Consider the following 12,746-nt stretch of genomic DNA (forward strand, 5'->3'; position numbering starts at 1 on the left):
AGCGCAGCGTAATCCGACACTGCAGCGGCGGCATCACGTCGGATTACGCTTGCGCTAATCCGACCTACGCATCACTTTACACGAGTCAACATGCAAAACATCTCCTCCCTCCCCCTGGCCGTCGCCATCATGGGCCCCACGGCCAGCGGCAAGACGGCCAGTGCGCTGGCCATCGCGCAAGCGATTCCGTCCGAGATCATCTCCGTCGATTCCGCCCTCGTCTACCGCGGCATGGACATCGGCACGGCCAAGCCGTCGAAGGAAGAACTGGCCCAGGTACCGCATCATCTGATCGACATCATCGACCCGCTCGACGCCTATTCCGTGGCGCAGTTCCGCAACGATACCCTGCGCCTGGTGAGCGAAATTTCGGCACGCGGCAAGCTGCCGCTGCTCGTCGGCGGCACCATGTTGTATTTTAAAGGCCTGGCCGATGGCCTCGACGATCTGCCCGGCGCCGATCCCGTGCTGCGCGCCCAGCTGGAAGAAGATGCGGCCGCCATCGGCTGGCCCGCCATGCATGCGCGCCTGGCGCAGCAAGACCCTGTCACGGCCGCGCGCCTGGCGCCGCAGGACGCGCAGCGCATCGGCCGCGCGCTGGAAATCATCGCCCTGTCCGGCCAGCCCATGTCGGCCCTGCTGGACCGCCGCGAAAAGACCGTGCTGCCGTTCCGGTTGCAATCGTTCGCGCTGGAACCGTCGGACCGCGCCGTGCTGCACGCGCGCATCGCCACGCGTTTCGACCTGATGCTGAAAGACGACGCCTTGCTCGATGAAGTGGATGGGCTGCGCCGGCGCGGCGACCTGCACCCGGGCCTGCCCTCGATGCGCTGCGTGGGCTACCGCCAGGCCTGGGACTACCTCGATGGCCGCATCGACCGCGCCGCCTTGCGCGAGACGGGCATCATCGCCACGCGCCAGCTGGCCAAGCGACAGCTGACCTGGCTGCGTTCGATGCCGGAACGCATCGTCATCGATTGCCTGGGCGCCGATCCGGCCTCGTCCATGCTGGCACAGATCCAGCCGTTATTGAAATAGTCACGCCTGTACCGGCGCGTGAAAAATCCGCACATTTTTTTGCGCCAGCATTGACAAGGAAATGGGAAGACTGGATAATGCTCGGCTGTTGGGTGATATAGCTCAGTTGGTTAGAGCACAGCATTCATAATGCTGGGGTCGGTGGTTCAAGTCCACCTATCACCACCAAAGAACATCGATCAGGTTTCCCCTGGTCAAAACGAGCATCCGGTCTGACCGGTCTGTTTGGTGATATAGCTCAGTTGGTTAGAGCACAGCATTCATAATGCTGGGGTCGGTGGTTCAAGTCCACCTATCACCACCAAGAATTTGCAGCATTGATGAACCCGCCCCTGCCCCGTGCAGCGGCGGGTTTTTTCATTTCCGCCATCAGCGCGCATGCGGCCTGCGCGCAACACTGTCCCCTCCCCATGCAATCGGGGATTGTGGCAAGCCGCCTCTGCCGCTTACAATGAGAATAATTCTCATTTATATTATTCATCACCCATGTCCGCCATCCAGCCCAGCCTGCAACAGCAAGTGCACACGCTTTACAGCGAGCATCACGGCTGGCTGGTCGGCTGGCTGCGCAAGAAACTCAGCTGCCCGCATGGCGCGGCCGACGTGGCGCAAGACACCTTTTTACGCATCATCGCCTCGCGCGACGCCCTGTTCGGCATGCGCGAGCCGCGCGCCTATCTGTCGACGACGGCGAAACGCTTGCTGCTCGACCGCGCGCGCCGGCAAGTACTCGAACGCAGCTACCTGGCGGAACTGGCCCTGCTGGCCGACAGCCTGCCCGGCGCACCCTCGCCGGAGGAGATCCTGATGGCCGTGCAGGCGCTCGGGCAGATCGCCACGGCGCTGGACGGCTTGCCGGCCAAGGCGCGCGACGCCTTTTTGCTGCACTACCTGGAAGAACAGCCGCAGGCCGCCGTCGCCGCGCAGCTGAACGTCTCCACGCGCATGGTGCAAAAATACCTGGTGCAAGCCTTGCTGGCCTGCCGCCACGCCTGCCCGGCCATGGCGGCATGAGCGGCACGCGCACCGATATCGCCGCCGAGCAGGCCGCCCGCTGGATCGTGCAGCTGAGCGCGGACGACCTGGCAGAACGCGACATGGCGCGAGCCGGCTTCGCTGCGTGGAAGGCGGCCGATCCGCTGCACGCGACAGTGGCCGCCGACATGGAAAACCTGCTGCGTCAATTGAATGCCGTGCGCGAACCGGCCGGCGGCGACCATCGCCCCGCACGCGCCGCCCTGGCCGCCATCGCGCCCAAGCGCCAGCGTCTGCGCCAGCTGGCCGCCGCCAGCGCCGTGGCCGTGCTGGTGCTGACCGGCGCGCTGGTCCTCGGCGAGCGCCCCGCCTACCTGCTGGCCGACCTACGCAGCCCCACGGGACAATGGCAGGCGCACACCCTGGCCGACGGCAGCCAGATTACCCTGGGCAGCCACAGCGCCGTCAACGTGCGCTTCAATGCGGGCGAGCGGCATGTGGAACTGGTGCGTGGCGACATTCTCGTCGACGTGGCCAAGGACGCGCAGCGCCCCTTCATCGTCGACAGCAAGCAGGCGGCGATCCGTGCGCTGGGCACGCGTTTTGCCGTGCGCAGGGAGGACGATGGCACCATCTTGAGCATGCTCGAATCGACAGTATCGGCGCAGGTGCCGCAACATCCGGCCGTCGTGGTGCAGGCAGGCCAGCGCACGCGCATCACGCGCGATGGCGTCGGGCCACTGACAAGCATCGATGCGGCCAGCGTGCAGGAAGCGTGGCGTGCGCACCAGCTGGTGGTCGACGACTTGCCGCTGGCCGACGTGCTCGACGAGCTGGCGCGCCACCGCCCCGGCCAGCTGCATTACGACCGGATGCAGATCGCTGGCATCCGCGTGGCGGCCGTGCTGCCGCTGGACGACACGGACAAGGCGCTGCAGCTGCTGATAGACAATTTCCCCCAGCTGCGCATCCGCATGCTGACGCGCTACCTGGTGATGGTGGACGCCCCCGCCAAAAAGTAAATATTTTTTGCATTCACGGTTCCACTTTGCGCATCTCGTGCGTCAAGGCAGCTGAGATCAATCAAAAAAGGCTGTCACCATGTACGCTCAAGTCGTTGCCCTTTCATCCACGCACACCCTGCGCACGCGCTCGCGCCCACTGGCCCTGGCCGCCCTGCTACTGGCCAGCGCCGGCCTGCACGCCCAGGCAGTCGCCCAGACCGTGCCGGCTGCCGCCAGCCACGCCATCCCCGCCGGTCCGCTGGCCGGCGCCCTGAACCGCTATGCGCAGCAGGCGGGCGTGTCCATCGTCATCGATTCGGCCAAGGTGCAGGGACTGCAGACGGCCGGCCTGCAGGGCAGCTATGCCATCGACGACGGCTTTGCAGTGCTGCTGCGCGGCAGCGGCTACGCCATCGGCAAGACCGCCACCGGCTACGTGCTGGTGGCCGCACCGGCGTCCGCCTCCACGGCAGCGGCAAGCGCCGCTTCGGCGGCCGAGCGCACCATGCCTTCGATTACCATCGTCGGCCAGGCCGAGCAAGGCGCCACCACGGAAGGCAGCGGCTCCTACACGGCGCGCAAGATCACCCTCGGCAAGGGCGAGCAAGCGATGAAGGACATGCCGCAATCGGTCAGCGTGCTGACGCGCCAGCGCCTGGACGACCAGGGCATCACGGACTTGCGCGAAGCCGTCAACAACGTCACCGGCGTGGTCGGCGTGCATGGCGTGGGCCCGGGCGTGGTGATCACTTCGCGCGGCTTCCAGATCGACCAGTGGCAGTACGACGGCGTGCCGATCGACCGCAACACCTATGCACTGGGGAACTGGGGCCAGGAAAACATGGTCATCTACGACCGCCTGGAAGTGCTGCGCGGGGCATCGAGCCTGCTCGAAGGCACGGGTAGCCCGGGCGGCTCCGTCAACCTGGTGCGCAAGCGCCCGCTGGCCACGCGCCAGGTCGCGCTCACGGGCCGCGCCGGTTCGTGGGACCATTACGGCGCGCAGCTCGACGTCAGCACGCCGCTGAATGCGGAAGGCAGCCTGCGCGGACGCGCCATCGTCGATGAAGACGACAGCCATTCCTTCATCGACCAGGTCTGGAGCAAGAACCGCACCGTGTATGCGGCGCTCGACTACGACCTCGGCCCCGCCACCACCGTGGGCCTGGCCGTGAGCAACGTCAACGGGCGCGGCCGCCCGATGTTCATCGGCCTGGCGCGCTACGCCGACGGCAGCGAGCTGGGATTGCCACGCTCGACCTATACGGGCGCCGACTGGAACCGCAGCAAGGTGGAACAGACCACCGTCAACCTGGACCTCGAGCACCACTTCAACAGCCGGTGGACCTTCAAGACGGCCGCGCTGGGCGTCAATGAACGCACCAATTCGACCCACCAGCGCATGGCCGGCACCATCAAGGCCGATGGCAGCGGTTCCATGTACGGCGACTTCTCCACCGATTTCAAGAACCAGAAGCGCGGCATCGACGCCTTCGTGCGCGGCAAATTCGATGGCCTGGGCATCGCGCAGGAAGTCGTCATGGGCGCCAGCTATGTGAAGTTCCATTCCGACGACCGCTATGCGCGCGCCTGGACGCAGGGCGCGCAGATCTTCAATATCGACCACCACCGCCCATGGCAGGACTTCGACACCATCGCCGCGCGCGGCGTGAGCTCCAGCAGCACCTACGACATGCGCCAGAAAGGCCTGTACGGCACCTGGAACGGCCAGCTGACCAGTCACCTGAAAGCCTTGCTGGGCGGGCGTTTCAGCTGGTATGACTTCGAGTATGCCCCCCAGGGTGGCACGGCGGACACCACCCGTGTCACGGCCAAGTTCACGCCATCGGTGGCCCTGATGTATGCGCTGACGCCGCAATGGTCCACCTACGCCAGCTATGCGGGCGTGTTCCAGCCGCAGACGAACCGCAACGCGGCGGGCCAGGTCCTGAAACCGATCACGGGCGACAGCTATGAAGCCGGTATCAAGGGCGAACTGCTGGACGGCAAAGTCAATACCTCGCTGGCCGTCTTCCGCTACGAGCACAAGGACCGCGCCGTCAACGATTACGCCGCCGGTTTCGCCTGCGACGGCTGGTACTGCTCGCGCGCCTCGGGCAAGGTGCGCAGCCAGGGCCTGGAAGCGGAAGTGTCCGGCGAAGTAGCGCGCGGCCTGCAGCTCTCGGCCGGCTATGCCTACACGACGACGACCTACCTCGACGACCCGGACAACAAGGGCGAGGTCTTCTCGACGTGGACGCCGAAGCACATGTTGCGCCTGTGGTCCGGCTATACCCTGCCCGGCGAGTGGAGCAAGTTCAGCGTCGGCGCTGGCGTGAACATGCAAAGCCACACGCTGGACTTCGGCCGCTCGTTCGACGTGGCCGGCTTCTCGCTGTGGAACGCGCGCCTGGCCTGGCAAGCCACGCCGCAGCTGTCGCTGGCCGTCAACGTCAACAACCTGTTCGACAAGCGCTACGTGATCCCGTCGTATAACGACACGGGCGGCAATAACCACTTCGGCGACCCGCGCAACGTGCAGCTGACCCTGAAGTACACGCCGAAGTGGTAGATGGATAGGAGGGCTGGGGGCCGGCGCGAGGGCCGTGGCGCGACATTCAGTTCGCGCCGCGGCCGGGATTTTCGGCTAAGATGATGGCGCGGCGTTGCGCCGCACCGCATCGTGCATCGGCCTCTCATTCATCTACACCGTCAATGGAACAAAAAGACAAGTCTTGGGTCACTTCGGTGGACGTCGCCAAACGGGCCGGCGTCTCGCGCTCCGCCGTCTCGCGCACGTTCACGCCCGGCGCCAGCGTGGCGCCCGAAACGCGGGCCCGCGTGATGGAAGCGGCGCAGTCGCTGGGCTACCAGGTCAACATCCTGGCGCGCAGCATGAACCAGGGACAAAGCAACCTGGTGGGCGTCGTCATCACGGGCTTCACGGACCCGTTCCGCGTGGCCCTGCTGGGCGAAGTCACGCGCAGCCTGAGCGAACATGCGCTGGTGCCGCTGCTGATGAATGCGGAAGATCCAGAGCGACTCAGCGAATTGCTGCGCATCCTCCTCAGCTACAAGATTTCCGGCGTCATCATGACGTCCGGCTCGCCGCCGTCCGCCGTGGCGACGGAATACCTGCAGCGGCAGGTGCCGGTGGCCATGATCAACCGCGCGCGCGACCTGAAAGGCGTGGACGTGGTCAACAGCGACAACCGCAACGGCGGCGAACTGGCGGCCAGCACCCTGCTCGACAGCGGCGCCAGACGGCTGGCCTTCGTCAACACGCGCGCCAGCAGTTTCAGCGGCATCGCGCGCGGCAAGGCCTTCCTCGAGCACCTGGCGCCGGCGGTGGCAAAGAAACGCTGCACGGCTGACGAATACCTGGCCGACGCCATCGGCTACCAGGCAGGCCAGGAAGCGGCCGACGCCCTGCTCGCCTCGGGCAAGCTGCCCGACGGCGTCTTTTGCGCCACCGACCTGATCGCGTGCGGCTTCATCGACGCGGCGCGCAGCAAGTATGGCATCGACGTGCCCGCGCAATTGCAGGTGATCGGCTTCGACGACATTCCCATGGCCGCGCTGGACGCCTACCAGCTGACCACCATCCGCCAGGATGCGGGCGAACTGGCGCGCCGCGCCGTCAAGAGCCTCGTCGAACGCATGGAAAAATTTGCCATGCCGGGCCGCCTGAAGGAAGTTCCCGTCACCCTGGTTCGGCGCGGCACCACGCGCTAAACGATGCAATACGGCAGATGGCGCAACGCCGTCTGCCTGCCCGCCACCGCCCACCGTTCCCCGTTTTCCACACTTTTTCATCCCCCGCCTGTACTTGTTGACATCAAAAAAAATCCGGGTTACTGTTTGCACACGTGTACTGCACACGTGTGCAATTTCTTCAAACAGGCCAGTTCCGGCCACACCATTACAAAAAGCGCCCCGTCCACGGAGGCGTCATCAAGGAGACTGTTATGTTGAACCACGTTTTAAGAACCGCCCTGCTCGGCATCGGGGCGATCGGCCTGGCGGCCTGCACCACGCCCGCCGGCACGCAGCACAGTACGGCCGCCGCCGATCCGAAGCTGGCGAAGATCGGCCAGATCGTCGTCGTGTACATGGAAAATCGCAGCTTCGACCACCTGTTCGGCACTTTCCCCGGCGCCGACGGCATCGCCAATGGCCGTTCGCCCGACACCACCACGCAGACCGGCCCCGATGGCAAGCCGTATGCCATGCTGCCCGCCGTGGCGCTTGACAAGGGCGGCCTGGACCCGCGCTTCAAGGCCGACATCGCCAACGCGCCCTTCCACATGGAACCGAGCGTGTCGCTGGGCGACAAGACGGCCAGTCCCGTGCACGCGTTCTGGACACACAAGCGGCAGATCAACGACGGCAAGAACGACCGCTTCGTCGTCGAGGGCAATACGGGCGCCTTGCCGATGGGCTATTTCGACGGCAGCAAGCTCAAACTGTGGGCGCTGGCGCAGCGCTACACCTTGGCCGACCGTTTCTTCCAGTCCGCCTATGGCGGCTCCTTCCTCAACCACATGTGGCTGACCTGCGCCTGCACGCCCGTGTTCCCGAACGCGCCCCAGTCGATCGTCGCCCAGGATGAGCGCGGCACGGGCCACAAGAAGGGCGAAGAGGCGGAAGTGACGCAGGACGGCTACGCCGTCAACACCATGCAGGGCCCGCTGCTGTTCGACCCGACCAAGAAGCAGACGTTCCTGCCGCCGCAAACCATGCCCACCATCGGCGACCGCCTGACGGACAAGGGCATCTCGTGGGTCTATTATGCGGACGGCTACGACATCGCCGTCGCCTCGACCAAGTCGGGCAAGAAGGCCGACGATTTCTCGTATCACCACCAGCCGTTCACCTACTTCAAGCGCTTCATCGACAGCCCGCAGCAGCGCGCCACGCACCTGAAGGACCGCTCCGACATGCTCGCCGACGTCCAGGCGGGCAAGCTGCCGCCCGTCTCGTTCTACAAGCCCATGGGCAAGAAGAACATGCATCCGGGGATGGATAAATCGAGCGTGGCGGCCGGCGACGACGAGGGCGTGGCCATCATCGGCGCCATCATGGAAGGGCCGCAATGGAAGGACACCGTCATCATCGTCACCACCGACGAAAACGGCGGTTTCTGGGACCACGTGGCGCCGCCCAAAGGCGACCGCTTCGGCCCGGCCACGCGCATCCCCGCCCTGGTCATCTCGCCCTTCAGCGAAGGCGGCCATATCGACCATACCGAGTATGAAACCGTGTCGATCCTGAAGTTCATCGAGGAACGCCATGGCCTGGCGCCCTTGAGCGAGCGCGATGCGCGCGCCAACAGCCTGGCCAAAGCCCTCAAGCTGTAACACCGATTCTCCTGCCTGTCTGCCCTGGGTGCGCCGTCCTGCGCGGCGCGCCCGGGCAACTCACATCCAAAGGAAACGCCATGCTGCATGCCCGCCATCTTCCCCTGTCCCTCCTGATGCTCGCCCTGGCCGCCTGTGGCGGCGGCGATGACACCGCCCCTCCCGTGACGCCGCCGGTGACGCCGCCCGTCACGCCACCGCCCGCCACCTACTACCAGACCAAGACGCCGTACACGCCGCAGCAGGACGCGGCCACATACGAAACCGCGCCGGCCGGCTACGCGCCCGTGTTTACCGAACTGGTGGCGCGCCATGGTTCGCGTGGGCTGTCGAGCATGAAATACGATGCGGCCTTCTACAACGTCTGGCAACGGGCGGCCGCCGACGATGCGCTCACGCCGCTGGGGCAAAAGCTGGGCGCCGACATCCTGAAACTGATGAAGGCCAACGCGCTGCTCGGCTACGGCGTGGACGGCATCACGGCGCCCGGCTACGGCAACCTGTCGCAGACGGGCATCAATGAGCACAAGCAGCTGGCCGTGCGCATGCTGGCGCGCCTGCCCGCCCTGTTCACGCAGCTGGGCGCGAACGCCGCCAGCGCGCCGCGCCAGATCGTCACCATCAGTTCCGGCGTGGACCGCGCCAAGGACAGCGCCGCGTATTTTGCGCAGTCGCTGGCCGCCACGGCACCAAACGTCGCGCCGCTGATTACCCTGCCGCCCGCGCCGGCCGGCTACCCGGCCGGCAAGCCCGTGGTCCAGCCCAATGGCACCAACCGCTTCCTGCTGTATGCGCACAAGCTGGTGCCGAAGACGGACCTCGTCACCGATGCCCTCGACCGCCATTACCCGACTTACCAGGATAGCCAGGCCTATCAGGCCTACCTGGAAAGCCCCGCCTTCCTGGCCAAGTACACAGCCATCGACACGGATGCCACGGCGCGCACCCTGGGCCGCGAAGTGCTGGAACGCCTGTTCAGCAAGGCCTTCGTCGACAAGATCGACAACGACACCTACCGCTTCGCCAATACGGGCACGTACAGTTTCACCAGCGACGACGGCAAGTTCACCAACACCGTCACGGGTGACGGCGGCACCACCATCAAGGGCCTGGCCGATGCCGCCTCGGTGCTGTACAACCTGTACGCCATCATGGCCGGCATGACGAGCGAAGTGAAAGCCGACTTCGTACAGTACATGCCGTCGGACGCGGCCAAGTACCAGGCCTTCGTGCAGGACTACCAGGACTTTTACAACAAGGGCCCCGGCACCACGGAAAGCGCCGGCGTCACCTGGAATTACGTGCGCGCGCTGCGCGACGACTTTTTCACGGAAGTGGACGCCATCGCGCGCGGCGACCTGTCGCACGGCGCCAAGCTGCGCTTCACGCATGCGGAAGCCATCATCCCGCTGGCCACGGCCATGGGCCTGAAGACCGTCGTCGGCGCGCTGCCGGCGGCGCAGACCTACAGCTATGACAACAGCAGCTGGCGCGGCCTGTACGTGGCGCCGATGGCGGCCAACATGCAGTGGGACGTGTACCGCGACGCCGGCGGCAATGTGCTCGTGAAAATGCTGTACAACGAAAAGGAAACGGACTTCCAGGCCGCCTGCGATGGCGCCCGCTTCGCTGCCGGCAGCCATTTCTATGTGTATGCGAAACTGAAGACCTGCTACGGCCACGTGGCGCAGTAAGTACGGAGCAGGCGGGCAGCCGTGCCCGCCTGTCTGGCGTTTGATGCTAGGCTACGCCTGGTAATCAATCACGTCACCCGCGGATCGCCATGCCCCCACCGTTCCCTTTGTCCAGCATGCTGCTGGCCCTGTCCCTGCACGCCAGTCCCGTCCTGGCCGTCGAAGGCCATTACCAGACCAAGACGCCCTATGCGCCGCAGCAGGATACGGCCACGTATGCCGCGCCGCCAACCGGCTTCCAGCCCATCTACACGCAACTGGTGGCGCGCCACGGCTCGCGCGGCTTGACTGGCATGAAGAGCGACGCGGCCCTGTATGCGATGTGGCAGCAGGCCGCCGCGCAGGATGCGCTGATGCCTTTGGGACGCGAACTGGGTCCCGACATCCTGGCCCTGATGAAGGCCAACGCGCTGCTTGGTTATGGCGTGGCCGGCATCGAGAAACCCGGCTACGGCAATCTGTCGCAGACGGGCATCGAGGAACACCGGCAACTGGCCGTGCGCATGCTGGCGCGCCTGCCCGCCCTGTTTGCGCAAGTGGGGCAGGACGCGGCGACGGCGCCGCGCCAGCTCGTCACCATCGATTCCGGCGTGGACCGCGCGCGCGACAGTGCACGCTTTTTCACGCAGTCGCTGCTGGAGCACGCGCCCGCCCTGGCTCCCTTGTTGTACTTTCCGCCCGCCCCGGCGCCGTACCCGCAGGGACGCATGGCGGTACCGCAAGCGGATGGCGTCAACCGCTTCCTGCTGTACGCGCACAAGCTGGCGCCGCAGACGGATCTTGTCGCCGATCCCGCCAACCCGTATTACGTCACGTATGCCGCCAGCCAGGCCTACCAGTACTATGAAAGAACCAAGCAGCTGCACGCGCTGATGGATGCCCCCGCCAGGCTGCCGGCAGCGGCCGCGCATGCACGCCACGTGCTTGAACGGCTGTTTGCACCCGCCTTTCTCGACCAGCTTGAGCGCGGCGCCGCCAGCTATGCGGACACGGGCAGCTACACGTTCACCAGCGCGGACGGGAAACTCACGCGCACCATGACGGGCAGCGGCAAGACCGTCATCCGCAGCCTGAATGCGGCCGCGACGAAACTGTATGAGCTGTATGCGATCGCCGCCGGCATGCGCCATGAAGTGCCGGCCGATTTCAGCCGCTACATGCCCGCCGAGGATGCGCGCTACTACGCCTATATCGCCGACCACGAGGATTTTTACCAAAAAGGGCCGGGCACCACGACCAGCGCAGGCGTGACCTGGCGCTTCGCGCTGGCCTTGCGCGACGATTTTTTCAAGGAAGTCGATGCACTGGCCAGCGGCGACTTGCGCCACGCGGCCAAGCTGCGCTTCACGCACGCCGAGATGATCATTCCGCTCGCCTCGGCATTCAGTTTGAAAGAAGCGCTGGCTCCCTTGCCGGCATCGGCCAGCGACAGCCATGCCGGCCCTCGATGGCGCGGCCAGAGCGTCTCGCCGCTGGCGGCCAATATGCAGTGGGATGTGTACCGCAACGGAGAAGGACAGCTGATCGTGCGCCTGCTGTACAACGAAAAGGAAACCGATTTCCAGGCCGCCTGCGACGGCGCCCGCATCGCGCCGGGCAGCGTCTTTTACGACTACGCAAAACTGAAAACCTGCTACGGATACGTGGCGGCGCGCTGATGCAGCGCACCGCCATGGTGCCTTACTTCAGGGTCGGCATGGCAAACTCGGCGCCTGCCGCCGTCGAGGCCGGCCAGCGCTGGGTGACGGCCTTCTGTTTCGTGTAGAAACGCACGGATTCCGGACCGTGCGCATGGTGGTCGCCGAACAGGCTGCGCTTCCAGCCGCCGAAGCTGTGGAAGGCCATCGGCACGGGGATCGGCACGTTGACACCCACCATGCCCACCTGCACCCTGTGCGTGTACTCGCGCGCCGTGTTGCCGTCGCGCGTGTAGATCGCCGTGCCGTTGCCATATTCGTGGGCGTTGACGAGGTCCAAGGCCGTCGTAAAGTCCGGCACGCGCACGATGCACAGCACGGGCCCGAAGATTTCCTCCTTGTAGATCGTCATCTCCGGCGTCACATGATCGAACAGGCTGCCGCCAAGGAAGAAGCCTTGTTCATGACCAGGCAGCACGAAACCGCGCCCGTCGCAGATGAGTTTCGCGCCCTCTTCCACACCCTTGGCGATATAGCCGGCGATCTTCTCCTTGTGCACTTGCGTGACCACCGGACCCATTTCCGCTTGTAAATCCATGCCCTGCGTGATTTTCAGGGCGGCAATACGCGGCACCAAGGCTTCGACCAGCTGGTCCGCCACATTGCCGACCGCCACCACGACGGAAATGGCCATGCAGCGCTCGCCGGCCGAACCGAACGCCGCGCCCATCAGGGCATCCACGGTTTGCGGGATATCCGCGTCCGGCATGACGACCATGTGGTTTTTGGCGCCACCGAGCGCCTGCACGCGCTTGCCTTGCGCACAGCCGGTGGCATAAATGTACTCGGCAATCGGCGTGGAGCCGACAAAGCTGACGGCGCGCACGTCCGGGTGGTGCAGCAAGCCATCGACGGCCTCTTTATCTCCCTGCAGCACATTGAAGACGCCATCGGGCAAGCCCGCCTCCGTCAGCAATTGCGCCAGCAGCAGGCTGGCCGACGGATCGCGCTCGGACGGTTTCAAGACAAAGGTATTGC

General features: G+C 65.4%; 9 protein-coding genes and 2 tRNA genes. 10 read left to right on the forward strand and 1 reads right to left on the reverse strand.

Annotated features, from left to right (window positions below; all coding sequences use genetic code 11):
- Positions 1 to 90 precede the first annotated feature (90 nt).
- The 10 genes from miaA (at position 91) to ASN89_RS14245 (ending at position 11,729) form a co-directional block, all read left to right on the forward strand.
- Entirely contained in the window at positions 91 to 1,038 is a 948-nt protein-coding gene (gene miaA, locus ASN89_RS14200) for a tRNA (adenosine(37)-N6)-dimethylallyltransferase MiaA (RefSeq protein WP_058049698.1), read from the forward strand.
- Between the two features lie 91 nt (positions 1,039 to 1,129).
- Positions 1,130 to 1,206, forward strand: a tRNA-Met gene (locus ASN89_RS14205).
- Between the two features lie 59 nt (positions 1,207 to 1,265).
- Positions 1,266 to 1,342, forward strand: a tRNA-Met gene (locus ASN89_RS14210).
- 182 nt (positions 1,343 to 1,524) lie between these two features.
- A complete protein-coding gene (locus ASN89_RS14215; protein ID WP_046686188.1) occupies positions 1,525 to 2,052 on the forward strand; it encodes a sigma-70 family RNA polymerase sigma factor in 528 nt (175 codons plus the stop codon).
- Positions 2,049 to 3,035, forward strand: a complete 987-nt coding sequence (locus ASN89_RS14220) for a FecR family protein (protein WP_058049699.1) — start codon at positions 2,049 to 2,051, stop codon at positions 3,033 to 3,035. Before ASN89_RS14215 ends, ASN89_RS14220 begins: the two co-directional genes overlap by 4 nt.
- 79 nt (positions 3,036 to 3,114) lie before the next feature.
- Positions 3,115 to 5,589 (forward strand): TonB-dependent siderophore receptor, encoded by a 2,475-nt coding sequence (locus tag ASN89_RS14225; protein WP_058049700.1) that lies wholly within the window; start codon positions 3,115 to 3,117, stop codon positions 5,587 to 5,589.
- A 176-nt stretch (positions 5,590 to 5,765) separates the two neighbouring features.
- The gene (locus ASN89_RS14230; protein ID WP_321166341.1) at positions 5,766 to 6,752 is read left to right on the forward strand and encodes a LacI family DNA-binding transcriptional regulator; all 987 of its coding nucleotides are present in this window, start codon (positions 5,766 to 5,768) and stop codon (positions 6,750 to 6,752) included.
- A gap of 233 nt (positions 6,753 to 6,985) precedes the next feature.
- Positions 6,986 to 8,377 (forward strand): alkaline phosphatase family protein, encoded by a 1,392-nt coding sequence (locus ASN89_RS14235; RefSeq protein WP_058049702.1) that lies wholly within the window; start codon positions 6,986 to 6,988, stop codon positions 8,375 to 8,377.
- Positions 8,378 to 8,457: 80 nt separating this feature from the next.
- The gene (locus ASN89_RS14240) at positions 8,458 to 10,071 is read left to right on the forward strand and encodes a histidine-type phosphatase (RefSeq protein WP_058049703.1); all 1,614 of its coding nucleotides are present in this window, start codon (positions 8,458 to 8,460) and stop codon (positions 10,069 to 10,071) included.
- A gap of 89 nt (positions 10,072 to 10,160) precedes the next feature.
- Complete coding sequence (locus ASN89_RS14245; RefSeq protein ID WP_235501971.1) at positions 10,161 to 11,729, forward strand: histidine-type phosphatase; 1,569 nt, start codon at positions 10,161 to 10,163, stop codon at positions 11,727 to 11,729.
- A 22-nt stretch (positions 11,730 to 11,751) separates the two neighbouring features.
- Here ASN89_RS14245 and mmsA read toward each other — a convergent pair.
- The coding region (gene mmsA, locus ASN89_RS14250; protein WP_058049705.1) for a CoA-acylating methylmalonate-semialdehyde dehydrogenase at positions 11,752 to 12,746 on the reverse strand (995 nt) is incomplete at its 5' end.

This window comes from Janthinobacterium sp. Ant5-2-1, assembly GCF_001445815.1.
GTDB classification, from domain to species: domain Bacteria; phylum Pseudomonadota; class Gammaproteobacteria; order Burkholderiales; family Burkholderiaceae_D; genus Janthinobacterium; species Janthinobacterium lividum_E.

Excerpts from the sequence above, each read along its gene's own strand:
- miaA (WP_058049698.1), top strand. The coding sequence starts at position 91 with ATGCAAAACATCTCCTCCCTCCCCCTGGCCGTCGCCATCATGGGCCCC.
- ASN89_RS14215 (WP_046686188.1), top strand. The coding sequence starts at position 1,525 with ATGTCCGCCATCCAGCCCAGCCTGCAACAGCAAGTGCACACGCTTTAC.
- ASN89_RS14220 (WP_058049699.1), top strand. The coding sequence starts at position 2,049 with ATGAGCGGCACGCGCACCGATATCGCCGCCGAGCAGGCCGCCCGCTGG.
- ASN89_RS14225 (WP_058049700.1), top strand. The coding sequence starts at position 3,115 with ATGTACGCTCAAGTCGTTGCCCTTTCATCCACGCACACCCTGCGCACG.
- ASN89_RS14235 (WP_058049702.1), top strand. The coding sequence starts at position 6,986 with ATGTTGAACCACGTTTTAAGAACCGCCCTGCTCGGCATCGGGGCGATC.
- ASN89_RS14240 (WP_058049703.1), top strand. The coding sequence starts at position 8,458 with ATGCTGCATGCCCGCCATCTTCCCCTGTCCCTCCTGATGCTCGCCCTG.
- ASN89_RS14245 (WP_235501971.1), top strand. The coding sequence starts at position 10,161 with ATGCCCCCACCGTTCCCTTTGTCCAGCATGCTGCTGGCCCTGTCCCTG.